This is a genomic window from Paenibacillus sp. Soil522, assembly GCF_001428245.1.
Taxonomy (GTDB): domain Bacteria; phylum Bacillota; class Bacilli; order Paenibacillales; family Paenibacillaceae; genus Pristimantibacillus.
Genome location: NZ_LMRV01000038.1, coordinates 18,606 through 42,471, shown reverse-complemented (window position 1 = coordinate 42,471; position 23,866 = coordinate 18,606). Strand labels below are relative to the sequence as shown.

Sequence of the window (23,866 nt, the reverse complement as noted above, 5' to 3'; positions counted from 1 at the left end):
ATCACAGCCTTTCAGTGCTAACGAGTAAACTCATTTCCTTCCCCGACGTAATTTCCTTTTCCTCGCAAGCTTTAGGCGTGCGGCTCTTGATAGAGTCCTTTTCTGTAAAATCAAGCTGCGAATCACTTTATATGCTTCGTCTGCTGGACTTATAGAAGTCTGAAGCGTATTGCTCAAAAACTGTTTCGCTTGCTTCACTAATAAACTTCTAAGCGCTTCGCTGCGTATAAATTTGCTAACATAACTGCTCAAATGTTTGCTGTTTCTCGCAACCAATCCAGCAGAAGCATTGACGAGATGTTGGTTGAAATCATTGTTGTGGTGCTCGTAATTATAAGGGATCGGTGGCTGGAGCACGATAATGGCTTTGTTAAGCATCGCTGCTTCTATGGCAGTATTAGAGGATATCGTCATGACGATGTCGGCCGAATGAAGTGCATCATACAAGCCTGCATCTTTAGAAAGCAGTTTCACCTGGGGAGATATGGTATATTTCGTATAGTCAATGGTATCGCTAGGATGAGGTTTTATTAGAAATGTAACAGGCAGTGAATTATTCGAAGCATTAGAAATCCACCTCATGATTTCGTTGCTGACCGATGCCTCAAAAGGCTGGGTCGTATAGAGGACAATGGTATGATCGGCCGGTATGTTACTGCTGGCAAGAAATTTCTCTTTCGTGCTGGGCACCTCTTGCTTCGCGTATTGAAACCTTAAATTTCCCGTTATTTTTATTTTTCTAGGATGAATGCCTCTCCTTACAAGCCATTCTTTATAATTTTCACCCCATACAAAGTGATAAGAAGCCCTTGTCGGCATAAGGGAGCGGTCTGCGATTAGCAGTTGGGGAAAGTTTATAAACGGGAGATTGAATTTATTCGCCAGTAATGCAAACGTCGTGCCGGGATTAACGATTTCCACATGATCGATTAACACACCAATGGGCTTCTTGTGAATGAGTTGTTCTAAAGCATTGATCGTTTTTATTGACTTCACAGATTGACTATACAGCCATTTTGAAAACTTGCGCGTTCCGAATATAGGATGCGCACCATTTTTAACGGCCAGTTTACGAATGATTCGATTTAATTTTCGAGTAGTCTTGGGAGCAATTCTCTGTGTTTTAATTGCTTTTTTATAATCAAATAGTTTAAAGTTGCGAGGCAGTCTTTTTCCTTTTAAAGCCGCACGATCGTGTCTATCGGAAACAACGAGAATAACGGACTGCTTCTTCATCTTATCGAGAGCGAAATCGATTAGCTTGGCCGGCATGATCGTTGTTGTGCGGCGGCTTACCTTCGAAAGATTCCTTTCGATCTTTGGCTTTCGAAGCAGCGCGGATTGCACATCCCGCATCGTGTTGAGCTTATGATTTACTTTTATTTTGTTAGCATATTTAGTTTTTGGCATCTGTCTGTTTATAAATGATTTAATGTGGACGTGGAATGGTCTGATTAAAGTGAGCGGAATCTCAATTCCTTTATGCCTAAGCGTATGAAACTGCTCGAAAAATTCTTTCGTTAAACCGTACCTCAGTAAATGATGCGTATTAAGCTTCTCTTCTCCGTACATTTATACACCGTCCTTTCATCCGTTTAATCTGAGCTTGCATTGACGATCGGCGAATAAAAACGTTTCCATCTATCGCATTGTTGTTCTATAGTGACCAAGGAAGCGTGGTTGGAATTCTCGAGAAAGGCTTCCGTTTGCCGATAAAGCCCCGGTTTATACATAAGATCCAAATGATCCTCTAGAGAAGCTTGCTCGACAAGCGTGCTTCCGATATGCTGAACTTGCAGCTGCTCTAAGGGCCTCAACATCAATCGCCGCTTTCGGGTCATCAGCTCGATTCCCCAACGACCCGGGGATTCCCAGTCGGCATGGTACGAGAATAATGCTCCTTTATCCGTACAGCCTGCACCGCAGAATACGGAAGCGGCCGGATGCCAGGCAAGGCCTCCGGCCGTATAAACATTCATTTGCCGAGGAATACCTCCAACAAAGAATGCTAGATCTACCACATGAGTAGAATTGGCTAGAAACCAATTTTCTTTAACGGCAGGCGCTTTATCGGATTTCGCGATGACATGACTCCATTCCGAGAAATCGAAGTGGAACGAGCTTACTCCCCCATCCTCCTTGATGAACTCAAGCGCTTTATGAGTAGAGGCATAGAACCTTCGGTTATAGCCCACATAAACATCCGCATTTCGCGCTTGAGCATCATTGCGAACGGCTTGAAGCTCGCTCTCATTTATGCCGCCAGGCTTTTCAATCAGGATTCGCCTAACCCCATAACGAAGCAGGAGAAGCGCAGCAGTTGCTAACTCCTCGACAGGGAGTGCGACAATTGCCGTATCCGGAACACGTTCCGTATGCACAAGCCATTGCTCAAAGCCTCCTGTTATCGGTTGGATACCAGTCTCTTTCTCAAATTGCGAAGCGGACTGCCTTCCGCGGCCGATCACAACTATTTTGCGACTCATTGTACGCAGAACATTCGCATAAGCCGCCCCCATCCTTCCGGTTCCTACAAGTAAAATATCATCGGTTATGTGACTGGGCATGTTGTCACCTCATCGGAAGTGATCGATTGATATTTTTCTAAGAGCGTCTCTATAAGTGGAAGATGAAGTTCGGAAGATTTGGTGTATGTCGTCAATTCGCAGCTGCCCGTATCAAGAAGCTGCCTTACAACATGATGGGTAAGCTGGCTTTGAAGCTTACTCGTGTAATTCAGTTCCTTTATTGCCCAGTTAAAGTCCGCATCTGCAATCCACGCCTTACGCTCAGTCGGTCGGATCATGCAATGCATGTTTTCGGACGAAATATGAATGTGCATGGGTGACTCTCCGGTTTCATAAGACGTTATGCTGATTCGCGCTTTAGCGGACACTCCCTTTAAAGTTCCGGTAAATTCTATGAAACCGGGTCTTTTACTTTCAATAACGTTATCGCTGAGATCGTCTCCGTTCAAAGAAAAGCGATAACAATTTGTCAAATACGCGAGCAGATCCAAATGATGAATCGCATTCGAGCCAATGCCCAAATGCGTTCCGCTTACCCGATAATCAACCTGCTGAGCTTGGTCCAGTTTTATTTTTAATTGTTGGAAGAATGACATCAGCCGCATCGGGCAATTCACCCACGCCGAAACCCGCTTTACTCTTAATAACTCTTCTATTTCGCCGTAATCCTGCAAATTTTGGAATAACACTTTTTCTAAAATAAAGTACTTCACTTTTTTTTCATTCAATAACTGCTCGATGATAGCCCTTCGTATTTGGCTGTTGGTTGCAACGATAACGGCATCCAATTCATGAGGCAGTTCCGTTATGCTCGTTAAATACTGTACATCATAAGCATAGATTGCATCCTTAAACAGATCCATTGATTGTTCAGCGCTCTGCAGCGAATGCAAGGATGGATCCACGACCCAAATCGAAAGCGGTCTATCCATTAAGGCCAGCGCCTGCAGGTGACGACTGCCGATTTGTCCGGCTCCGATGACAGCAACGTTAGGATAATTCATTCAAATCCCCCCATTCACCAAGCGCTTAATCCACCGTCGATAATAATGTTCTGACCCGTGACATAGCTTGAAGCGTCAGATGCCAGGAAAATATAGGCGCCGACAACCTCATCCGGTCTTCCCATTCGGCCGAGAGGCGTTCTTGCTGCATACTTTTTCTGAAACGTATCATTATGCCCGCTCTCGATGCCTCCGGGAGTAACGGCATTAACGCGAATGCCCTGGCCTGCCCAATACGTAGCCAAATATTTTGTTAATCCGTATACGGCTGCTTTGGAGGCTGAATATACGGCTGGGGAATTAATTGGCCGCCCCATAAAGGAGGAGCCCTCGTAAATGCGATGGTCAGCTCCGAGCATTCCATGGATCGAAGCCGTCTGAATAATGCTTCCGCCCGTTTTCTGTTGAATCATATATTTGCCCACCGCTTGCGCCATCAGAAACATCGCGTCAATATTAACAGACATAATTTTCCGCCATTGCTCCAAGGTATATTGCTCGAAAGGAGCGAAGAAGCTATTCAGATCGGAGGATTTACTTGCTGCATTATTAAGAAGAATATCAATTGAGCCGAAACGAATGAAGATCGTTTCCACCATTCGGATTACCTCATCCAGCGATGCAATATCACCGCCGAGGCCGATACAAACGGTACCGTAGCTTTTGGTCAGCTCGTCTGCGAAAGATGAGGCAGCCTTCTCGTCTAAATCGATAACGGCCACGTTCGCGCCGAACTCGGCCAAGCCAGAGCATATCCGTTTACCAAGAATTCCGAGTCCTCCCGTAACGATTGCCGTTTTTCCATTTAATTCAAACATTGATTTATAATAAGAGTTCATCAAGCCTCACGCTCCTCCCTTCTTGTACGGATCTTCGTCCCGCCGCCAAAATTCGCATGATCGTTAATGTCGTCACTGCAGGCACTGCCGGCGCCCTCTCTTCAACAGAGCGAAAGAAATGCCATAACATCCGGCGAAACATTGAAAAGTTATCTTCGACATGAAATACGGCGTGCTTGCGGCTTCCGTAAACATCTATTTTGAATATCGGGGAAACGTCTCCAAAGCAGTCGATTTGCAGCAAGAGACCATTATCGAAGGATACGGCCATTGAATAATGACCGGCAGGCAGCGCCGTCACTGCATGCGGCGTCGAACCGATTAGCGGAATAACGGCTTCAAGCATATGCACGCCGTACTTCTCCCAGGAACGAACCACTGCGCAGCGGATCAGCTTCAGCTCCCCATAATCAGTAAGCCCGACTCGAAGCCCGTCAAGCTCTTGAGCATACCGCATGCCCGAACAGGACATAAGCAGTCCGCTCTCCAAATACGGCCGAAACAGACGAAGCTGCTCGAGATTTGTGGTTAGCGGTTTGTCGACGAATACCGGGATTCCGTACTCCAGGAACGGCAGCGCCAACTGAAGATGCGATTCCTCGTCGTCCCTTGCCACGATGACCGCGTCTACCTGACCGAGCATTTCGCGCCAATCGGCAAGACCGTTCGGGATGAGACATGCCTCACACAGGCTGTTCGTATCCACTGCGTTTTGCGTCCAAGCATGAGTCACTTTTATGCCCTCAAAGCCGAATTCCGAGGCATCGCGTTTCGCAAGATAGTGATAGATCGGGTCCCATCCGGCAGCTGCTAGCTTCGTAGAGTCATACCCGTTCACGATTGCCGAGAAAGAGAAAGGATGGCCGTTACCTTCGGATAGTCCGATAACGCCGACCTTCATTACCACACTGTCCAGCCCCCGTCGACGCAGACATGCTGACCGGTCATGTAGCTGGATGCATCCGAACATAGCAAGGCGACGGCTCCTTTAATTTCATCAGGGTCGCCGATACGGTTCATCGGATTTTTCTCGGATAGGTGCCGAATAAACTCCTCATGCTGCTGAGTAACCGGATGAGGAAATGCTCCGGGACTAAGACAGTTGACGCGAATACCGTACGGGGACAGGAAGCTGGCTAAATATTTGGAAAACTGGATGACTCCCGCTTTGGCCGCGCCGTAGCTAGGCGGGTTCGTGAATTGCACGCCGTCATAGATTCGATAATCAGGTGCGACGTGTCCGTACATCGATGTGATATTCAAAATGACGCCTTTCTTTGCTACTAATCCGGGGAGTGCTTCCTTCACGCATCTGAAGACAGAGGTCATGCTCATCTCAATGTCATACTGCCAATCCTCGTCAGAAATCGATTCGAAGGAATTTTTATTTCCGGACCAGGCATTATTAACGAGAATATCGACACCGTTGTAATCCGATTTTATCTGTTGAAAGCATTGAAATATGGATTGTTTGTCCATTAAGTCCAAAACCATTGCAGTAGCCTTAGCACCCGTTATGCTGCTCTCGATTTCCTTGCATTTCTCCTCGCATTTCTTCAGATCTCTGCTCGCAATGATGACATGAGCGCCGAGCTCCGCCAGAGTTTCACATATAGCAGTACCCAAATAACCAGCTCCTCCGGTAACAAGGGCCACTTTACCGCGAAGCGATAACAATTGATAAATGTCAGTCATTGGTATCCTCTCTTTTCATCAGCAATTCGGCGAACAGAAAATCGATCTCGTCATCGATGTCAACAGAACGGTTTTTGGGCATCTTAACGACGCCGCATCGATCTGACAGGACGGAAATGCTTGATCCCGAAATACTGTCTAACGTAAATGCGTAAACTGCTCCATTCAATTGCAAAGCGTCTGGAAGCTGCTGACGAGGCAGCCACGGAACGGCACCGTCAATGAACATACTGGGCTTGCCCCCATCCCTTTTCCAAGCGCGGTAAGGATGCAGGTCTGCCTCTTTGAATGTCGCGACAGAGCTTAGACCTTTTACCGGATCAGCCAACATAGATAAGCAGTCGCTAATATCCTCAGGCTTTCGCAGCGGGCAGGTCGGCTCCAAATAAACGATCAGCTCTGCAGGCTCTTTGTCGGCCTTCAATCTCTCCATGCAATATCGGATTACATCGATAGGCAAAGAATCATCTTGCGACAGGCGATCCGGTCTCAGCATTACCTCTGCCCCATATTGATGAGCAACAGATACGATGCTCGCATGATCTGTAGAGACAATTACACGATCGATTTCTTTTGTATTGAACGCTGTTTCGATGGTCCAAGCAATGAGCGGCTTTCCATTCATCATCTTAATATTTTTTAACGGAATGCTTTTGCTGCCGCCGCGAGCTGGAATAAGTGCGACGACTCTTTTGTTTTGTATCACCAGACACGCTCCCTCCTTCTTCCACGAACTCCTACTCTATTGTATGAGGCAAAAGGAGAAAGGTTATGAGAAAAACATCTATCTTTGAGAGGCCCTATGATTTTCCAGTAAATTTGAATAAAAGCATTAATCTGCACTAGGCGGCAGTTCTCCAATTACGCGCGCGGGTACGCCTACTGCTTTGCTATAGTCAGGAAGGTTCCGGGTAACCACCGTTCCCGCTCCGATGACGCAACCTTTTCCGATACGGATGCCAGGAATGACAACAGCACCAGCCCCAAGCTCACTTAACTTCCCGACACTCACGTTACCGGCAAGTCTGCAGCCTGGTCCGATATTGACATAATCGCCTATCTGGCAATCATGATCGAGTCCGGCAGCCGTATTTATAATACAGCCGCGTCCGACGACGGCGTCTGGATTAACAATGGAGCCAGCCATGACCGAGCTGCCTACTCCGAGCTTACTGCTAACCGCCAGTACACTTGATACATGCACAGCAGTAATGACAGGACATCCAGTACGTAACAGCCATTCGACCTTGCTCCTTCGAATATGCGGATTGCCGATTGCGACATGCCAACCAGTCAACACGCTGCGGTAAGACATCTGTACATGTTCCGAATCCTTCTCGATTTCGCATGCAAGAAAATAAGGATCGACCGCCTCCGGCAACATTGTAAAGAAAACGATTCTCTCATTCGGCTTCTGGCTTCTAAAGATGTCCGTAATGACCTTCGCATGCCCTCCCGCTCCAATAATGCCTATCATGCATTCACCTTCCTGTTGATAAAGACCTTCTACTACTATATGAATAGATGTTTGTCCTAGTCATTCTGTACTTCGTACATTCGTCGAAACAGGCGGTAGTCGTATCACTACCTTACAAGAGCATTCATACAATATGAGTAGAAGCAGCGGACATTCCACCTATCAGACAGCTGTCCATGCCGGCAGAAAATTTATGTCATATTCTATATAGTGACAGATAAAAATTAGAATCCACAATGAACAGGGAGGCTCCGACATGTATCCGCCCATCGTGGGTATTCTTGTAAATGATAGTCTGCATCGCTGCATCTCCTCCGGAAAAACGAAATATGAGGCTATCAACCTTTATGTAGAGGCGGGTAGAAAATACGGATTTTCCCCCTGCTTCTTCCGTCTGAGCGATCTCCGTGCGGGTCGTTCGACAGTTAATGCTTACGTCATGCAAAATCAAAGATTTGTTCAGCAGCATGTGCCCGTACCGCGTGTCATTCACAATAGAGCTATTTTTGCCGGCAACCGGCTTAATCGCCAATTATCGGTACTGCTCGGAGGTGATCGCCAGCTTTTTAATTTCCGAAATCGATATGGTAAATTGTTCATAAATCGTTTACTAATGGAAGCAGCAGATTTGCGTGTCCATTTACCGGAAACGCAGCGGGCAACGTCAACTACCCTTTTTCAGATGATGAAAAAGTATGATTCACTTATCGTGAAACCGGATAACAGCAGTATCGGCCGCGGCATCATGCGAATTGACCGGAAGGCAAACGGATGGATGCTTACCTATCCGGCGTCTCTCGGCTTTCGTAATCGAAAATGGCATACGCTCGAATGGAAAGGATCCAGGCTTCCCGCGATTTTACGGAAACGAATTCAACGAACATTCTACATCGTTCAAAAAAGAGTGCCGCTTGCAACGTATCAAGGAGCCCCCTTTGATTTGCGCGTCTCCGTACAGCGCGCAGGAGACGGTCGCTGGCAAATAACAGGTATTGTCGCTAAAGTCGCCCCAAAGCACAAATTCGTGACCAACGTTGCGCAAGGAGGAAAAACCCATCTGCTGCATACCATTTTGACTGAAGAATACGTACATCTGATGCCGGAGGATGTCGTTAGTCGCATCCGCGACTTCTCCTTACGTCTTGCTTCCCTTCTTTCAGAGCGGCTGCCGCATATGGCTGATTTAGGACTGGATATAGGCATTACCGCCGAAGGACATATCATGTTTATTGAATGCAATGGAAAGGACCAACGTTATAGCTTCCGTGATGCCGGCATGCAGGAAGAATGGACCGCCACTTATGATAACCCGATGGCATACGCTAAATATTTGCTTGATGGCGGCATCAAAAGTTGAACACTCGAAAGCGCCGTAAAGATTACACCTCCAATTGCAACTGGTGTTATTCTTTACGGCGTTTACTTTGCTTTGCTACTGTCAAACAGCCTTAAGTTGGTTGTATATAGAATAGTAGTTTTAGTTGAATCCATATTAGCGTTGTCAAAACAAAAAAACGAGGCGGAAAACAACTTCCACCCCGAAATTTTATACATTTTAACCGCTTCGACGGATACGCTTTTTACGGCTAGCATTTATTTTTACGCGTCTTGCTTTTGTTCTACTAATTTGAATAGCCTTGTTCTGTTTCTGTATTATCTTCTGAGGCAGATGTGGGTTTGGTATAATGTCGGTCTTTTGACTATCCAGCTCAATATTGAAATAGGCATTTGACAACATAAAAGGATTTTCAATTTCTGGATTTTTCATATAATTTTTGAGGAAAATCCTTTTCGTCTCATCGCTGATCGGTTCCCCGCTCGAGAAGAGGCTATAGCTCCACGGTTTTTTATCCATATCACTTAGTCCCAGCTCGATCACATGGTTTAAATATTGGATATATAGATCACTATAAATTTTTCCCTTTTCCGGCTCGATCCAAGAAGATGCAAGTAAGAGATCAGGCGAAAGTTGAAGGCAGCGTAGAGGCTGATCGTTAATAACGTATAAATCCTCGCCAATCCGGTCAATATTCCATCGTTCGATTAAGTTCAAGGAAGAAACATTATAGCCGGCATGCCGCAGTGTATATACTTCATCAAAAAATAGATGGGATAGATCCAGCCAATCTTGATCAGCAAATCGGTTTTTTTCATGATCGTAATATCCATGATGATCGCTAATCTTTGACCACCAAAGCAAGTACTTCTCTGCTGACGGATGCCTATTTAATGCAACGATTCCCGGATGAAGTAAGCCCAATTTTCGGATTTCCGCCATACCATCCGGATCGAATGTTTCAGGATATATGAAATGACCCGTAACCGTAATAGGATTTTCCTTCACAATTGCCGGCAGCTCATCAAAAGGGCCTAACACCTTCATATCAGCATCCAAATAGACCATAATATCTTCATCTGTATATTTATAATAGATATACTTCATTATTGGCGCTTTGCAAGAGCGTATCGCTTCCTGCAACGTATATTGAAAGAAAAACTTATAATAAATGGTATACGTAGTAATATGTTTCATTAAAATGACTTCATTAAAATAAGGAAAGCGGAGCGCTGATTCCGGTATCTTATCTTCAATAATACCAACAACAACTTTGCTTCTAGGCATATATTTCTTGACCGATCTCGCCATGATCATTGCTTTCGGCAAATCGCTTGCGCTTGTAACCGTTCCAAATATCATGCTGCTCCTCCCAGTCTAATTAAAGGTATGCCTTATCCTATGAATGCCTAAATTCATGGGAAACCCTATTTATGCCTATTTTCAAAATATAATATTGAACGGTTTCTATTAATCTGCATAACTCTCTCGCTCTTATTCCATCTTAAATGACATAAAAAAACCGATTTAGAGAGTGGCAGCTCACTATACCGGTTTGCATTTCATATTTTTTGATTAATGAATCAGTCGTAAATCATACGTTTGTTTTTAATACTAGAGCTTTTGAGTTCCATATCGCTGGACTTCGCAGGGAATACCCGCTCGGCCATAGAATTAAATTCTGCAATAAAGCCTTGGATAGGATGTCCTTGCTTCACATCGTTCATATAAGCGTTCATGCGTCCGACAAAATCAGGATTAGCAGATACGTACACATGCTCCACGCTTGGTCTTGAACGCATGACCACTTTTGCAATTTCATCTTTTATTTGGTCTGTAAGCATATGTTGTCCCGTTGACAGGCTGCTCATTCGCCTGCTCATTCTAACGCCCTCTTTGCCCATATAACCGCTATCTGTGCGGCTCATCATTTTCGAATTGCCTGCAGGCTCTTCCTCATCAAGCGATACCGCAACATAAGCGTTATGATCGGTCAGTAGGACGTATGATAATTTGACCGCATCCAATTTCGTTATGCTCTCGGCAATTTTCTCGCTCATTTCCATCCGATAATTTTTATGCGATCCGATAATATTATTGCTGTTCAGCCTACGGCCGTTTACACGGTTCATTTCATTCATCTGATCATCAGCAAAGCGCTTGTCCTTCAGCAAATTACCATTTGCATCATATCTTATGCTGTTTGAACGGATATTTTTGTTGCCTAAATCCCCTTGTTTCTCCATGCAGCCCGCAAGCATTGTGCTAAGCAGCACGCCAGCAGATAAAGCAATGATTCTTTTGTGCATTTAGCCATCCTCCATTTCGGTTTGATCAGGCTTCAGGCCCTTTCTTAGCGTTCGCCAATCACTTTCGAACTATGCATGACGTTGACAAGAGCGAATCAATGAAGTAAATTAGCATCAGGTACTAGTACTTGATACTAAATATTGTGGGAGGTCTGAAGGTAATGAACGATACCATTCAATCCGTTATCCGCTCCAATGCCGCAATTACCGCTATCGGCACTTATGTTCCAGAACGAATTTTAACGAATGCCGATTTAGAGAAGCTTGTTGATACGAATGATGAGTGGATTGTGCAGCGAACCGGCATACAAGAGCGTCATATTGCGGCCGATCATCAATTCACGAGTCATCTTTGTTTCGCAGCTGTCCAAAATATGATTGAACGTTACAACGTAGAAGTGAACGATATTGATTATATTCTTGTCGCTACCTCTACTCCTGATGCCGTGTTTCCAAGTGTAGCTTCACAGGTGCAAGCTCATTTTGGCATTGAAAACTGCGGGGCTGCAGATTTACAAGCCGCTTGCGCCGGATTTGCCGCTGCCATTCAGCTTGCTAACGGATTGCTGCTTTCCGGTGCCTATCGCAAGGTGCTCGTTATTGGTGCGGAAACGTTATCCAAAATTACCGATTATTCAGATCGATCCACATGTATATTATTTGGCGACGGAGCCGGGGCATTCCTTATGGAGTCGTCGGATGACGGAAGTGGAGACGTGGTATCTATGTATTCCATTACGGATGGCGCGCGCGGACATCAGCTTTATCGCAGCAGCTTAGCTTCTGCTATAGGAGATCATGCTATTCATGCAAACGGATTAATTGTGCAAAATGGCCGTGAAGTATACCGGTGGGCTGTCAGTCATGTTGCAGCAGGTGTAAAGCAGCTCATGACACGAAGCAATCTCTCGGCTGCGGACATCGATTGGTTCATTCCACACAGCGCGAATATGCGCATTATAGAAGCACTTTGCGAGAGGACCGGCTTCACTCTTGACCAAACTTTGTCCAGCATCCAAAGGTTCGGCAATACATCCGCCGCTTCGATTCCGCTTGCCATAGACGAAGCAGTCAAAGCAGGCACATTGAAGCAAGATCAGCTCATGCTTCTTTATGGGTTTGGAGGCGGCTTAACGCAAGCCGGTATCATTATCCGCTGGTCGTTGTAACCAAGTCAAAAAGCCCTATATGCTATCGTTTCAGCTCCTGACGAAACGATAGATATATAGGGCATGAAGTATACCGGATTTATTATGGCTGTTGTTCATAGGCCAATTGATGACCATCTTCAAAACCTATTGCAAACCCTGTATTATAACCATTGTTGAACACTTGGCCTAATTTTACGCGCTCGTTATTTTTCTGAGTAAGACGCTTTCTTTGTACGGACTTTCTGCGCTGCAGCGTCTTTTTTGTATTTATTGCCATCCATTTTGCCTCCTAACCTTTAATGCGAATAGAGATTACAATGCTTGCCGAAGACGGACCGGTCCTATTATAGGCAGACCATCGGGAACATCATGAAGCTGTGACTCTGGCAAGCTGATTTGTGAACGCATATTCATAAACCAGGCCTCGGCTGCTAATGGACTAACGATAGCTCGTTTCATGCCCTTTTCCATATAATACATACAGCCATCCGCTTTGACGCAAATGGATCCATGGAGAACGTTGTTTTGTCCGTCTCCCTGAACAATCTCCAATTTAAACAGCGCTTCCTCCTCAGTCAATACAGGCCCGAACAACCATCGCTTTAAATCCATTTGGGACAACTGAATGACAGGTCCATCCCATATCCCTTCAATAGGCCTGCGAACATCATCTTCAATCCAGAAAATGGTATCCATTAACCCTTTTACTGCAATCGCTTGCGGGTAAAACGTCGTTTCGCCGAGTTTTCGTTCATACAGCCTATCCTGTTGATGAGCGTCTATCCGGCTTAATAGATTGCTGATTGCACTTTTATACGAATCCTCATTCCATTTATCCGTATAGTATCGCATTGCTTTCTCGCTTGCCGCTTCCGCTTCATGATCTGGAATCACCTTATCATCCGAAGCGAGATGAACGAAGGCGTCTCCAGCATGCACCAAAGAAAGTCCTTGGAGTTTTACTCTAATGCAATAATCTTCTATTACGTATGATCCTTCGAGGCAGCCTTCGTCCAAAAAACCTACCTTCTCTAGCAAATCGCGCCGAAGCAACAAACACTTTTGGGACAAAATCTCTTCATCGCTCCATTTGGCAGAATCACTTTGATTGCTTAATGTTTCATATTTCTGCAGATCATCCATACTGCTGTCATTCAGCTCATTCATTTCGCTGCCGTTCATCTCATTCAGCACCGGTCCTACCATGCCAATGCTAGAATTACTTTGTAAGCAAATAAGCATATTGTTAAGCCAATTGTCGGTGCAAACAGCATGATTGCTTAACAATAGAATCGTCGTTCCTTTGGCCATCATTAAGCCCCTGTTCACCGCTCCTGCAAAACCATGATTATGTGATAAAATTTGATATCTTACAAAACCGTCCAGCTGCTTCATATAATGCTTCATTCCATCTGAGGAGTTGTTGTCTACTACGATTATTTCGTAAGGCAAATCCGTATGATTGATGATGCTTTCAATGCATTGCTTAACGTATTCGACCTCGTTATCGCTCGGAATAATAATACTTGTTCCTTCAAAATACGATTCAAAGCTTTTATACCCTGCTTCTAAACCTTGCTGGTAGCCTGCATCAAAGCCACGTTTGTAACGAGCAACGCGTTTGTTCATATTGGTTTTCAAATCAGATTTGTTTTTGAGACGTTGGTCATTCTTTTTTTTTCGTCTCATCAGCGTTCTCTCCAATCCTTAATATGATCGGTCGGTATAACACCATATTGTATGTAGGACTTCCTGTACCGTAACGGCATCCGTGTAATTTTCGAAATTATACCGTCTTCTTTCTATAAATAGAAAAAGAGGATTTTGACGCATTTCGCGTACAAAATCCTCTTATCGTATCTAGGCTCTGCCGATTGCAATCCAGTTAATTTCACCTTTAGGATCATGACTGATGCGCGTACGGATAACGGTAATCTTTGCTTGTTCGGCCGTTTTTGAATGTATCACCGCATAACAAGCGGGATGATCAATCGTCGCTGTCAGTACGTAACGATTATCCACGAATGGCTCTTCGAATGCAATGATAACTTCAAACTGCTCTTCTTGAAAAGTGAAGCTAAAGGGCGACAATCCAAACTGCTGCTTAGTAACTCCGCTCCTTGCAGTCGATATTACAGGCGCAAAAGTTAATGAAGAAAGTTCAATCGGCTTTTGCTGCAAGGACAGAATCGTTTCATTTTCATCAATATACGCTTGCAGCATACCTGGCGCGAGCTTATCGGCTGTTATGCTGCCTGCCGAAAGCTGCTCTGCTCCTACGCTTCCGCTTACCAATTGTTCCGAGCCTACGCTTCCGTATGCCAGCTTTTCTCTCGTTACACTGCCTCCCGAAAGCTGCTCTGCTCCTACGCTTCCGCTTACCAATTGTTCCGAGCCTACGCTTCCGTATGCCAGCTTTTCTCTCGTTACGCTGCCTGCCGAAAGCTCCTCTGTTCCCACGCTTCCGCTTACCAATTGTTCGGAGCCTACGCTTCCGTTTGCCAGCTTTTCTCTCGTTACGCTGCCTGCCGAAAGCTCCTCTGTTCCCACGCTTCCGTTTACCAATTGTTTGGAGCCTACGCTTCCATATGCCAGCTTTTCTCTTGTAACGCTGCCTGCATCCAGATGCTCTGCTCCTACGCTTCCGTATGCCAACTTTTCTTGCGTTACGCTGCCTGCTGAAAGATGCTCTGCTCCTACRCTTCCGCTTACCAATTGTTCGGAGCCTACGCTTCCGTATGCCAGCTTTTCTCTCGTTACGCTGCCTGCCGATAGCTGCTCTGCTCCTACGCTTCCGATTACCAATTGTTCGGAGCCTATGCTTCCGTATGCCAGCTTTTCTCTCGTTACGCTGCCTGCCGAWAGCTGCTCTGCTCCTACGCTTCCGCTTACCAATTGTTCGGAGCCTACGCTTCCGTATGCCAGCTTTTCTCTCGTTACGCTGCCTAAATCCAGATGCTCCGTTCCTACACAACCAACTTCCAGCTTTGACGAAGTTACGCTGCCAGCCGATAATTGCTCCGTTCCTACGCTTCCAAGCGCAAGCTTCTCCGTCGTTACACTGCCTTCCGTCAGGTGCTCTTCACCTATGCTTCCGAGCGCGAGTTTTTCCCTCGTAACGCTGCCTTCCGTCAGGTGCTCTTCACCTATGCTTCCGAGCGCGAGTTTTTCCCTCGTAACGCTGCTTTCCGCCAGCTGCTCTGCGCCTACGCTTCCGAGCCCCAGCTTCTCCGACGTTACGCTGCCTGCCGAAAGCTGCTCAGAGCCTACGCTTCCAAGCGATAGTTTTTCTGTCGTTACACTGCCGTTTGACAACTGCCCGGAACCTACACTTCCATGCGCAAGCTTCTCCATCGTTACACTGCCTGCCGTAAGCTGCTCCATTCCTACGCTTCCAAACGCCAACTTCTCCATCGTTACGCTTCCTGCAGACAACTGCTCTTCACCCACGCTTCTGAGCGCCAGCTTCTCCGTCGTTATGCTTCCTGCAGACAGCTGCTCAGAGCCTATGCTTCCAATCGACAGTTTCTCTATCGTTACACTGCCGTCTGTCAACTGCTCCGTTCCTACGCTTCTGAGCGCAAGCTTCTCCGTCGTTACACTGCCTGCCGTAAGCTGCTCCATTCCTACGCTTCCAAACGACAGCTTCTCCGTCGTTACGCTTCCTGCAGATAACTGCTCTTCACCCACGCTACCGAGCCCCAGCTTCTCCGTCGTTACACTGCCTGCCGTAAGCTGCTCCGTTCCTACGCTTCCAAACGCCAGCTTCTCCGTCGTTACACTTCCTGCAGACAACTGCTCTTCGCCCACGCTTCCGAGCGCCAGCTTTTCCGTCGTTATGCTTCCTGCAGACAGCTGCTCAGAGCCTATGCTTCCAATCGACAGTTTTTCTATCGTTACACTGCCGTCTGACAACTGCTCCGTTCCTACGCTTCCAAACGCCAGCTTNTTCCTGCAGACAGCTGCTCAGAGCCTATGCTTCCAATCGACAGTTTTTCTATCGTTACACTGCCGTCTGACAACTGCTCCGTTCCTACGCTTCCAAACGCCAGCTTTTCCGTCGTTATGATTCCTGCAGACAGCTGCTCAGAGCCTATGCTTCCAATCGACAGTTTTTCTATCGTTACACTGCCGTCTGACAACTGCTCCGTTCCTACGCTTCCAAACNGACAGCTGCTCAGAGCCTATGCTTCCAATCGACAGTTTTTCTATCGTTACACTGCCGTCTGACAACTGCTCCGTTCCTACGCTTCCAAACGCCAGCTTCTCCGTCGTTATACTGCCAGCCGACAGCTGCTCTTCACCTACGCTTCCGAGCCCCAATTTCTCCGTCGTTACACTGCCTGCCGAGAGCTGCTCCGTTCCTACGCTTCCAAACGCCAGCTTCTCCGTCGTTACGCTGCCAGCCGACAGCTGCTCCTCGCCTACGCTTCCGAGCCTCAACTTCTCCGTCGTTACACTGCCTGCCGAGAGCTGCTCCGTTCTTACGCTTCCAAACGCCAGCTTCTCCGTCGTTACGCTTCCTGCAGACAACTGCTCTTCGCCAACACTTCCTAGCGATAGCTTCTCCGTCGTTATACTTCCTGCAGACAGCTGCTCAGAGCCTATGCTTCCAATCGACAGTTTTTCTATCGTTACACTGCCGTCTGATATCTGTCCCGTTCCTACACTTCCCAGTGCCAGCTTCTCCATCGTTACGCTGCCTGGCGTCAACTGTTCCCTTCCTACGCTTCCAAACGCAAGCTTCTCCGTCGTTATGCTGCCTTCCGAAAGCTGCTCCGTTCCTACACTTCCAAGTGCCAGCTTCTCCGTCGTTACACTGCCTGTCGACAGCTGCTCTTCGCCTACGCTTCCTAGCGCCAGCTTCTCCGTCGTTACACTGCCTGCCGAAAGCTGCTCTTCGCCTACGCTTTGGGACGCCAAAATTTCCGTCGTTACACTGTTCACGGAAAGCTGCTTCGATCCCACGCTTCCGAATGCCAGCTTCTCCATCGTTACGCTGCCTGCCGACAGTTGTTTCGTTCCCACGCTGCCGAACGCCAACTTATCGGATGTTACACTGCCAGCCGTTAACTGCTTCGATCCAATACTACCAAGCGCCAGCTTCTCTGTCGTTACGCTTCCGGATGCAAGCTGTTCCGTGCCGACACTTCCGAACGCCAGCTTCTCCATCGTTACACTATCCGGCGCCAGCTTCTCTGTCGTTACGCTGTCTGCCGAAAGTTGTTCCGTACCGACACTTCCGAACACTAGCTTCTCCGTCGTTACACTGCCGACTGACAGCTGCTCCTCGCCTACGCTTCCTAGCGCCAGCTTCTCATTCGTTACACTGCCATTTGACAGCTGCTCCTCGCCCACGCTGCCTAGCGCCAGCTTCTCCGTCGTTATGCTGCCAGCCGAAAGCTGTTCCGTACCGACACTGCTGAGCACCAGCTTCTCTGTCGTTACACTGCCTGCAGATAGCTGTTCAGCGCCGATACTGCCGAGCGCCAGCTTCTCCGTCGTTACGCTTCCGGATGCAAGCTTCTCCTCGCTTATGGAGCCACATGCAAGCTTCTCCATTGTTACGCTGCCTGCAGCAAGCTGATCCGGGCCTACGGTTTCAAAAGCCAGCTTTTCCGTCGTTACACTTCCGGCTGCCAGCTTCTCCGTGCTTACGCTTCCGAGCGCCAATTTCTCTTCTGTCACGCTTCCAGCTGCCAGCTTCTCGTCCGTTACGCTATGTGAGGACAATTGCTCTTCTCCTACGCTTCTAAGCGCCAGCTTCTCCGTCGTTACGCTGCCTGCCGAAAGATGTTCCTCGCCTACACTTCTGAGAGCCAGCTTCTCCATCGTTACGCTGCCGGCTTCCAATTGTTCTGCTCCGACACTTCCATGCGCCAGCTTCTCTGTCGTTACGCTGCCTGCCGAGAGCTGCTCCGAACATACACTGGCGATTGCCAGCTTCTCCGTCGTTACGCTCCAAGCTTCTAATTGCTCTTCTCCTACGCTTCCGGGTGCCAGCTTCTCCCTCGTTACGCTATCTGCCGCAAGCTGCTCTGCCCTGATCGCACCCGCTTCGATTTGCTCACTGCCGACCGCAGCCGTGAACAACTTATCACGCGTGACTGCCCCCGTATCCAGCTGATTTCTTCCTATACTGAATTCGGCTATTTGCTTCCGGCCAATCGTTCCTCGCTTAAGCTTGCCGCCGTGAATTGTATCATCGGATATTTTCTCGAACGAAAGCACTTCTTCTGAGAGATGCCCAACCGTAATCGTACCTTTACGAATGTGATACCCTTGGATCGTGTCAGCCTTAAAATGTTTACCCGCTAACGATTCCAGCTGCAGATGCTCTGACGTTACCGCACCGAAATCGATCTTCGCTCCCGTTACCGCTCCGTCCTGCAGGGCTTCTTCGCTTACGCTCGCCGCTTCCAGATTCGCCGCCTTCACAGCAGCCGGCTGCAGCTGCTTCGAGCTGATTGACAGTTCAGCAATTTTGTCCGATGTAATCGCACCGTCCGCCACATGCGCAGTGCCTATAGCGCCTTGCTTCAATGCCGCAGCCCCGACAGAACCGTTCTGCAGCTGTTTTTCTCCTACACTTTCAGCGGACAGCTTCTCATTTGAGATCGATTCATCCACAATATGGGCACTGTGCACACTATTCTCGCCTAAGTGAATGCCGAGCACCGAAGCATTGGCCAAATGACGGCTCTGCACTGCCTCATCGGCGATTTGCTTGGACTGGACAGCGCCGGCAGATAACTTTTCAGTCTTAATTAATCCATCCTGCAGCGCTTCGGAACCTACCGATTGGGCAATCAAATGATTAGCCCCAATGATACGATTCTGTAAATGCGATGAATCAATCGCGCCAAGCCCAATGTGCCTAGTCACTACTGACCCATCCGAAAAATGCTCCGATTGCACCGCGTTCGGTGCAATTTTGGAGCTTATTACGCTTCCGTCCGCAAGCTTAGAAGCCACAACACTTAAATCAGACAGCTTATCTGAAGTAACGGATTCCGGAGACAGCTTGAGTGAATTGACGATATGATCGGCCAAATGATGTGAAAATACGACTCCTGGAGCGATATAACGTTCCGTAACTGCGCCAAAAGCCAGCTTATTGCTCGTTACCGATCCATCCTGCAGCTTCTCCGTATCTACTGCATCTTTTACCAGATGACCATTGTCAATAATTCCAAGCTGCAAATGCTCCCCGCTCACAGCTTTCGGCGAAATTGACGCTTCCGTTACAGCACCAGCCGAAAAATGATACGCCCTCAGCGCATCCGGAGCTATTTTCTGAAACGTAATAATATCATCCTGCAAATGTCTTGACTCAACTGATCCATTCGCCAAAATGGACGCCGTCACAGCGCCTTCGGTTAACTTATTTTTAGTGACTGACTCATCTGCTAATTGCGACGTACCGACAGCTGAATGAACGATATGCTCCTTCCTGACAGATTGAAGAGCAAGCTTATCTTCATTAATAATTCCATCTTGCACATGCTCTCTCATAATTGAATTAGGTGCAAGCTGCTCCATTGATACCGAATCGGCTGCCAGATGCCACTGCAGCACCTGAGCTTCAGCAATTTTGTCTGAAGTGACGCTGAAACGTCCCAGATGACGGTTTTGTACCGCATCATTAGAAAGCTTTTGCGCGTTCACGCTTTGGTCCGACAGCTTTGATAAAGTAATCGAATGATCGACAATTTTGATCGTCGATACCGATTGGTCAGCCAGCTTCGCGGATGTGACAGAATGGTCTGCGAGATTCCCGCTTATGATTTGTTCCGCTCCGATGTGGCCGCTTTGAACGGCACCCGCTTGCAGATGCTCCGAGGATACCGACCCTGCAGCTAAGTGCTTGGCACTGACTGCGTCTGCTTGCAGTTCTCTTGCCCCAACTACTCCCTCGACCAAATGCTCGGCTGCAATCTCACCTGCGGCCAGATGTATTCCTTGAATAGCACCGGGCGCTATGTGCTCTGCAAACAATAAGCCAGGTTTCAAATGAACCGTGTCAACCGCTCCCGGCGCAATCTTCTCCCCGGTTACAGCTTCATCGCGCAGCTTGGAGTGAGTAACGGAAGCTTCACCCAGCTTGGAGTTGTTAATGATCTCATTAGTCAAATTTTCAGCCCGGATTGTGCCGCTTTTAATTTTATCCGATGTGATCGACTGGTCTGCCAGCAGCTCCGCAGTAATAATAAACGATTTTAAATGTCTGGATTCGATCGAGCCTTCTGCTAACTTGTGAGAGCTTATCGTACGGTCTGCGAGCTTCTCTGACGAAATGCTCCCGTCCTGCAGCTTGCTTCCGTAGATGGAGTGATCCAAAATTTTATCGCCGGATATCGAATTGTTAGTCAAATGATTACCCGTGATCGACTCCGGAGCGATTTTTGCGGACTTGATGGCGCCGTCTGCTATATGGACAGTATCTACTGCGTAATCTGCAATCACGTCTGAAGTGACAATACCCGCTCCGAGCTTGCTGCTGTCGATAGCACCTGATGCAATTTTTTCGGAGGTAACTGCGAAATTGACCAAATCATCCGTATAAATAAACGGAGCAGGCCTATCAGGGTCTTTCTTCTCTTCAAGCTTCTCCAACTTCTCTTCATGGCTTATTTCCTCTTCATCAATTACTTCAAAAATTTCTACCAATTGCGATGCATCAATCTCGATAAAATCAGGCTGATCATCATCTGGCAATTCAGCTTCCTTGCTTTCCGTTCCAAGTCCCATTCCCGTTTCCGCTTCCGAAGTTGCCATAACTGCATTAATATTCAATGTTGGTTGATTATCATCCTTAGCTTTTATCGTTCGATTGGCAACCGAATTTTGCGCAGCAACTTTTTTATTCAAATCATCTAGCCACTTTAACTCGGAAGTATTCGGATTATCAACATAAAAAAGCGGCTTTCGCCCTTTCGGGCTCTTTCCTTTATTGCTTTTTGTCATAGCCCTCTCCTTCTTCCACCTGAAATGTCATAGGTAATATATGCACTTACCCATAGGCTGGCTACTAGGTGTGCAGACAATTATGCATGCACCGTTAAACCAAAAATAAAAACCGCGGGAGCTCATTTGAGCCGCTCTCCGCGGTTTTGGTTTGTAATTAAGGTCAATTATTTCGATCTTGACAGCAAGTATAGGAAATAAGGAGCCCAGGAACGCAAACAAAATACCGCCAGCGATCATGTCCGGCTGACATGATCGCTGACGGCATTACTTCTAATTATATCAACAATCGGCTGTACGTTCCGGCAGCGCTAGCTGTAGATACTGCTTCCTGCCGCTTTAAACGCATCCGACTTTTCCTTCATCCCCGCTTCAATCGCATCTGTCGTTTCCATCCCGTTTTGCGCAGCGTATTCCCTAATATCCTGGGTAATTCGCATACTGCAAAACTTAGGACCGCACATGGAACAGAAATGTGCCGATTTTGCCGCATCCGCCGGGAGCGTTTCATCGTGGTACGCCATTGCGCGCTCAGGGTCAAGCGATAGATGGAACTGGTCGCGCCAACGGAATTCGAATCGTGCCTTGGACAACGCATCGTCACGATACTTCGCCCTTGGATGGCCCTTCGCCAAGTCGGCAGCATGAGCTGCGATTTTGTAAGTAATGACGCCTTCCTTCACATCCTCTTTATTCGGAAGCCCCAGATGCTCCTTCGGCGTTACGTAGCAAAGCATCGCCGTACCGAACCAACCGATCATTGCGGCTCCGATAGCCGACGTAATATGGTCATAGCCCGGTGCAATATCTGTCGTAAGCGGTCCTAGCGTGTAAAAAGGAGCTTCATCGCAAACTTCCAGCTGACGGTCCATATTTTCTTTTATGAGATGCATCGGCACATGACCCGGGCCTTCAATCATAACCTGTACGTCATGCTTCCAAGCGATTTTCGTCAGCTCTCCCAGCGTATCAAGCTCTGCAAATTGTGCTGCATCATTCGCATCGGCAATCGAGCCGGGTCTCAATCCGTCGCCCAAAGAGAACGACACGTCATAAGCCTTCATAATCTCGCAAATCTCTTCGAAATGCGTATATAGGAAGTTTTCCTTATGGTGTGCCAGGCACCATGCGGCCATAATTGATCCGCCGCGCGAGACAATACCGGTAACGCGTTTAGCTGTGAGCGGTATGTAACGCAGAAGCACGCCCGCATGAATGGTAAAATAATCGACGCCTTGTTCCGCTTGCTCGATAAGCGTATCGCGGAATACTTCCCAGCTGAGATCCTCCGCATTGCCGTTTACCTTCTCCAGCGCTTGATAGATCGGCACCGTTCCAACCGGAACCGGTGAATTACGGATGATCCATTCACGCGTCGTGTGAATGTTTTTGCCCGTGGACAAATCCATAATCGTATCGGCTCCCCAGCGGGTTGCCCACGTCATCTTCTCCACTTCCTCTTCGATCGAGGATGCAACAGCGGAATTACCGATATTCGCATTGATTTTTACGTGAAATTGACGTCCGATTATCATCGGCTCGCTCTCCGGATGATTGATGTTTGTCGGGATAATCGCACGCCCGGCTGCGATCTCGCTGCGTACAAACTCCGCGTCCATCCCTTCGCGAATCGCGATATATTCCATCTCTGAGGTGATAATTCCCTTACGGGCGTAATGCAGCTGCGTCACATTTTGTCCGGCTTTTGCCCGCAGCGGCTGTCTCACCAGGCCAGGAAACCGCTCGGCGCCCCGCTGACTTGCCTTATCCTCGGTTAAAAATCCGTTATCCTCAGGCTTTATTTCCCGGCCTCCATAATGCTCCACATCGCCGCGTTCGTTAATCCATTCGCCGCGAAGGTTCGGCAATCCGCGCCGCACATCTGATATATAGCTCTCATCGGTATAAGGGCCGCTTGCATCATAAACTCTTATCGGTTCGTTCGGCGTCTCTTCGCCATTTCTTCCCGTGCTTGCTTCCAAAGCAATTTCTCTCATAGGTACTCGGATACTTTCCTTCGAGCCAGTTACATACACTTTCCGGCTGCCCGGAAGCGGAGTCGTAATAATTGCCATATCAAAAACCTCCCAATTGGAATATGTAGAATATCTCCTGGAGGCATACGCGAGCATATAAGAAAGTTTAAAGCACCGCTTGAAATCACTGCATGAGTGGTACGTGCAATGCAGTCGCTGGAGCGTGTAGTCTTATATAACAAAAAAACCGCTCCAGCGAAGGAGCGGTCGAAGTGTGTCGTCAGGCGCGTGGCATCAGGCCGGGGTTCCCCTCCGAGTAGATGCGGCTTCAAAAGTCATGCTTATTCCAGCTGACGTTTCAGCTGAAATTCGGCAGAGCTCTCACGCGCAATTGCATAAACGCACAATCCCACTTTCCTACGCTGGCATAACCCAGATCAGGTTCAAAGGGACCAAAGCGAATCGCTTAATCTCAGCCGTGACGGCGCCCCTAGTGGATTTCCTTGTTTGACTATAACGTTTAGAGATGAAGGGTGTCAACCCCTTATTTCCATCGGCCGGAAAAATAGAGCCCGCTAAAAGCC

Annotated in this window: 16 protein-coding genes and 1 riboswitch; of the genes, 2 read left to right on the top strand and 14 right to left on the bottom strand. The window is 47.6% G+C overall.

From position 1 onward, the window contains the following. Positions 1-30: 30 nt before the first annotated feature. From ASG81_RS11870 to ASG81_RS11835, 8 genes are all read right to left on the bottom strand, one after another. On the bottom strand, positions 31-1,236 hold the full coding sequence (locus ASG81_RS11870) for a UDP-N-acetylglucosamine 2-epimerase (RefSeq protein WP_162255021.1): 1,206 nt from the start codon (positions 1,234-1,236) through the stop codon (positions 31-33). Positions 1,237-1,595: 359 nt separating this feature from the next. After that, a complete protein-coding gene (locus tag ASG81_RS11865; RefSeq protein WP_056633882.1) occupies positions 1,596-2,567 on the bottom strand; it encodes a Gfo/Idh/MocA family oxidoreductase in 972 nt (323 codons plus the stop codon). After that, positions 2,552-3,532, bottom strand: coding sequence for a Gfo/Idh/MocA family oxidoreductase (locus tag ASG81_RS11860; protein WP_056633879.1), 981 nt, complete (start codon positions 3,530-3,532; stop codon positions 2,552-2,554). The genes ASG81_RS11865 and ASG81_RS11860 overlap by 16 nt, the downstream gene beginning before the upstream one ends. 14 nt (positions 3,533-3,546) lie before the next feature. After that, positions 3,547-4,371, bottom strand: a complete 825-nt coding sequence (locus ASG81_RS11855) for an SDR family NAD(P)-dependent oxidoreductase (RefSeq protein ID WP_056633877.1) — start codon at positions 4,369-4,371, stop codon at positions 3,547-3,549. Continuing rightward, a complete protein-coding gene (locus ASG81_RS11850) occupies positions 4,355-5,272 on the bottom strand; it encodes a Gfo/Idh/MocA family protein (protein WP_235548840.1) in 918 nt (305 codons plus the stop codon). Before ASG81_RS11850 ends, ASG81_RS11855 begins: the two co-directional genes overlap by 17 nt. Next, complete coding sequence (locus ASG81_RS11845) at positions 5,272-6,066, bottom strand: SDR family NAD(P)-dependent oxidoreductase (RefSeq protein WP_056633871.1); 795 nt, start codon at positions 6,064-6,066, stop codon at positions 5,272-5,274. Before ASG81_RS11845 ends, ASG81_RS11850 begins: the two co-directional genes overlap by 1 nt. Continuing rightward, positions 6,059-6,772: an acylneuraminate cytidylyltransferase family protein gene (locus ASG81_RS11840; RefSeq protein WP_056633868.1), complete on the bottom strand. Its 714-nt coding sequence runs from the start codon at positions 6,770-6,772 to the stop codon at positions 6,059-6,061. The genes ASG81_RS11845 and ASG81_RS11840 overlap by 8 nt, the downstream gene beginning before the upstream one ends. Positions 6,773-6,898: 126 nt before the next feature. Further along, a complete protein-coding gene (locus ASG81_RS11835) occupies positions 6,899-7,543 on the bottom strand; it encodes an acetyltransferase (RefSeq protein WP_056633865.1) in 645 nt (214 codons plus the stop codon). Between the two features lie 256 nt (positions 7,544-7,799). On the opposite strand from ASG81_RS11835, the gene ASG81_RS11830 reads away from it, so the two are divergent. Further along, positions 7,800-8,900, top strand: a complete 1,101-nt coding sequence (locus ASG81_RS11830; RefSeq protein ID WP_056633862.1) for a YheC/YheD family endospore coat-associated protein — start codon at positions 7,800-7,802, stop codon at positions 8,898-8,900. 198 nt (positions 8,901-9,098) lie between these two features. Here ASG81_RS11830 and ASG81_RS11825 read toward each other — a convergent pair whose 3' ends face one another. Then, entirely contained in the window at positions 9,099-10,241 is a 1,143-nt protein-coding gene (locus tag ASG81_RS11825) for a hypothetical protein (RefSeq protein ID WP_056633860.1), read from the bottom strand. 221 nt (positions 10,242-10,462) lie between these two features. After that, complete coding sequence (locus ASG81_RS11820; RefSeq protein WP_056633856.1) at positions 10,463-11,188, bottom strand: YhcN/YlaJ family sporulation lipoprotein; 726 nt, start codon at positions 11,186-11,188, stop codon at positions 10,463-10,465. 161 nt (positions 11,189-11,349) lie between these two features. Between ASG81_RS11820 and ASG81_RS11815 the strand changes: the two genes are divergently transcribed. Then, positions 11,350-12,357: a ketoacyl-ACP synthase III gene (locus tag ASG81_RS11815; RefSeq protein ID WP_056633853.1), complete on the top strand. Its 1,008-nt coding sequence runs from the start codon at positions 11,350-11,352 to the stop codon at positions 12,355-12,357. An 82-nt stretch (positions 12,358-12,439) separates the two neighbouring features. Here the strand turns inward: ASG81_RS11815 and ASG81_RS30790 are convergent, their stop codons facing one another. From ASG81_RS30790 to thiC, 4 genes are all read right to left on the bottom strand, one after another. After that, complete coding sequence (locus tag ASG81_RS30790) at positions 12,440-12,616, bottom strand: hypothetical protein (RefSeq protein ID WP_155971442.1); 177 nt, start codon at positions 12,614-12,616, stop codon at positions 12,440-12,442. A 35-nt stretch (positions 12,617-12,651) separates the two neighbouring features. Further along, positions 12,652-14,028, bottom strand: a complete 1,377-nt coding sequence (locus ASG81_RS11810) for a glycosyltransferase family 2 protein (RefSeq protein ID WP_056633850.1) — start codon at positions 14,026-14,028, stop codon at positions 12,652-12,654. A gap of 171 nt (positions 14,029-14,199) precedes the next feature. Further along, entirely contained in the window at positions 14,200-14,562 is a 363-nt protein-coding gene (locus ASG81_RS33930; RefSeq protein ID WP_442952863.1) for a WIAG-tail domain, read from the bottom strand. 7,055 nt (positions 14,563-21,617) lie between these two features. Beyond that, the gene (gene thiC, locus ASG81_RS11790; protein WP_056633837.1) at positions 21,618-23,381 is read right to left on the bottom strand and encodes a phosphomethylpyrimidine synthase ThiC; all 1,764 of its coding nucleotides are present in this window, start codon (positions 23,379-23,381) and stop codon (positions 21,618-21,620) included. A 298-nt stretch (positions 23,382-23,679) separates the two neighbouring features. Further along, a riboswitch (TPP riboswitch) is annotated at positions 23,680-23,784 on the bottom strand. Positions 23,785-23,866 lie beyond the last annotated feature (82 nt).

What these genes read in the sequence shown, in the direction of transcription:
- ASG81_RS11870 (WP_162255021.1), bottom strand. Translation starts at nt 1,236, where the DNA reads ATGAAGAAGCAGTCCGTTATTCTCGTTGTTTCCGATAGACACGATCGT.
- ASG81_RS11865 (WP_056633882.1), bottom strand. Translation starts at nt 2,567, where the DNA reads ATGCCCAGTCACATAACCGATGATATTTTACTTGTAGGAACCGGAAGG.
- ASG81_RS11860 (WP_056633879.1), bottom strand. Translation starts at nt 3,532, where the DNA reads ATGAATTATCCTAACGTTGCTGTCATCGGAGCCGGACAAATCGGCAGT.
- ASG81_RS11855 (WP_056633877.1), bottom strand. Translation starts at nt 4,371, where the DNA reads ATGAACTCTTATTATAAATCAATGTTTGAATTAAATGGAAAAACGGCA.
- ASG81_RS11850 (WP_235548840.1), bottom strand. Translation starts at nt 5,272, where the DNA reads ATGAAGGTCGGCGTTATCGGACTATCCGAAGGTAACGGCCATCCTTTC.
- ASG81_RS11845 (WP_056633871.1), bottom strand. Translation starts at nt 6,066, where the DNA reads ATGACTGACATTTATCAATTGTTATCGCTTCGCGGTAAAGTGGCCCTT.
- ASG81_RS11835 (WP_056633865.1), bottom strand. Translation starts at nt 7,543, where the DNA reads ATGATAGGCATTATTGGAGCGGGAGGGCATGCGAAGGTCATTACGGAC.
- ASG81_RS11830 (WP_056633862.1), top strand. Translation starts at nt 7,800, where the DNA reads ATGTATCCGCCCATCGTGGGTATTCTTGTAAATGATAGTCTGCATCGC.
- ASG81_RS11825 (WP_056633860.1), bottom strand. Translation starts at nt 10,241, where the DNA reads ATGATATTTGGAACGGTTACAAGCGCAAGCGATTTGCCGAAAGCAATG.
- ASG81_RS11820 (WP_056633856.1), bottom strand. Translation starts at nt 11,188, where the DNA reads ATGCACAAAAGAATCATTGCTTTATCTGCTGGCGTGCTGCTTAGCACA.
- ASG81_RS11815 (WP_056633853.1), top strand. Translation starts at nt 11,350, where the DNA reads ATGAACGATACCATTCAATCCGTTATCCGCTCCAATGCCGCAATTACC.
- ASG81_RS30790 (WP_155971442.1), bottom strand. Translation starts at nt 12,616, where the DNA reads ATGGCAATAAATACAAAAAAGACGCTGCAGCGCAGAAAGTCCGTACAA.
- ASG81_RS11810 (WP_056633850.1), bottom strand. Translation starts at nt 14,028, where the DNA reads ATGAGACGAAAAAAAAAGAATGACCAACGTCTCAAAAACAAATCTGAT.
- ASG81_RS33930 (WP_442952863.1), bottom strand. Translation starts at nt 14,562, where the DNA reads ATGCTGCAAGCGTATATTGATGAAAATGAAACGATTCTGTCCTTGCAG.
- thiC (WP_056633837.1), bottom strand. Translation starts at nt 23,381, where the DNA reads ATGGCAATTATTACGACTCCGCTTCCGGGCAGCCGGAAAGTGTATGTA.